The sequence below is a fragment of the Microbacterium sp. Bi128 genome (assembly GCF_918698205.1).
The window spans coordinates 1-1,626 of sequence record NZ_CAKKMM010001165.1 but is presented as its reverse complement, the minus strand read 5'-3'; the positions used below and the strand labels follow the sequence as shown (position 1 = coordinate 1,626).

At 69.2% G+C, this 1,626-nt stretch carries 1 protein-coding gene and 1 pseudogene; one reads left to right on the top strand and one right to left on the bottom strand.

The annotated features are described in order from the left end of the window. Nucleotides 1–15 precede the first annotated feature (15 nt). A complete protein-coding gene (locus tag LQV45_RS30870; RefSeq protein WP_230011099.1) occupies nt 16–750 on the top strand; it encodes an alpha/beta fold hydrolase in 735 nt (244 codons plus the stop codon). Here the strand turns inward: LQV45_RS30870 and LQV45_RS30865 are convergent. After that, nucleotides 747–1,626: pseudogene (locus LQV45_RS30865) on the bottom strand (phosphomethylpyrimidine synthase ThiC); the annotation flags it as partial. The gene LQV45_RS30870 and the pseudogene LQV45_RS30865 sit on opposite strands and share 4 nt — an antisense overlap.

The following is a 1,626-nucleotide window of genomic DNA, read 5'->3' as shown; positions in this document are numbered from 1 at the left end:
CCATAGGGTTAGACAATGTTCAAGCAGCGCGTAGTCTTCGTCCACGGGGACGGCAGCTTCGGCGCCGCCGCGTGGCCAAAACAGCACGGAATGGCGCTGGACTACGACGCCCTGTTCCTGCGGCGGCACGGGTTTGACGCCGTCGCGGAACCGCTCGAATCCAGCTTCGCCGCCGACGCCGCCATCGTGCTCGCCTCGCTGGCAGACGACGGCCGCGGCGAGGCCGGCGGCCATGTCGTGGCCCATTCGCAGGGCGCGATCGCTGCGATGATGGCCGCCGTCGAACGGCCCGACCTCGTCCAGTCGCTGACCCTGGTGGAACCGGCCTGCCTGTCCCTGACCGCGGAGCTCCCGGCCACCGCCGCGCACCGGGCCCTGATGCAGCCGCTCTTCGACGTCCGCCACAACCTCAGCGACGACGACTTCCAGCGAGAGTTCATCCGCCGCGCGTTCGCGGCGGACGCCCCCGGGGCCACGACGCCGGAGGCCCTCCGGGCTGCGCGCCGGCTCCGCCTGCAGGCGCCGCCGTGGGAAGCCCCGCTGCAGATCGTGCCGGGCGTGCCGACCCTGGTCCTGACCGGCGGCTGGGAACCGCTGTATGAGGAAATCGCCGGCTACCTGCGCGAGACCGGCGCCCTGCACCGCACGGCGCCGGGAGGGCACCGGCCCCAGGATTCAGCCGAAGGGGACCGGGCCATCCGCTCCTACATTGCCGAGGTCAGCCGGCACCAGCACGCCCGGGCGTCCTAGGAAGCTGCGGGTTCTCCCACCGAGGGCTGCGGCAGGTAGACCTTGCCGCCCGAGGCGAGGAACTCGTTGCTCTTCGCCCGCATTCCGGCCGCCATCTGCGCTAGGGCCGCCTGCGAATCTGCTGATCCGTATTCGTCCCGGATGTCCTGGCTGATCCGCATGGAGCAGAACTTCGGACCGCACATCGAGCAGAAGTGGGCTGTCTTGGCCGGCTCCGCGGGAAGCCTCTCACAGCGCGAACTGGTCCCGCCAGCGGAACTCGAACCTTGCCTTGGACAGGGCATCGTCGCGTTCGTGCGCGCCGGGGTGGCCCTTGGCGAGGTCCGCGGCATGGGCGGCGATCTTGTAAGTGATCACGCCCGTCTTCACATCGTCCTTGTTCGGCAGCCCGAGGTGTTCCTTGGGCGTGACGTAGCAGAGCATGGCAGTGCCGTAGCGGGCGATCTCGGTGGCGCCGATCGCCGAGGTGATGTGGTCATAGCCCGGTGCGATGTCCGTGACGAGCGGCCCGAGTGTGTAAAACGGGGCGCCCTTGCAGAGTTCCTGCTGGCGCTCCACGTTTTCCCGGACGAGGTGGAAGGGCACATGCCCGGGGCCCTCCACCATGACTTGCACGTCGAAGTCCCAGGCCCGCTGCGTGAGCTCGGCCAGGGTGTCCAGTTCGGCGAACTGTGCCGCGTCGTTGGCATCCGCCGTCGCGCCCGGCCTCAGCCCGTCGCCCAGGGAGAACGCGACGTCGTAGCGGGCGAAGATCTCGCACAGCTCATCGAAGTGGGTGTACAGAAAGTTCTCCCGGTGGTGCGCCAGGCACCAGCCAGCCATGATGGAACCGCCGCGGGACACGATGCCGGTGACCCGGGTGGCCGTCAGGGGCAA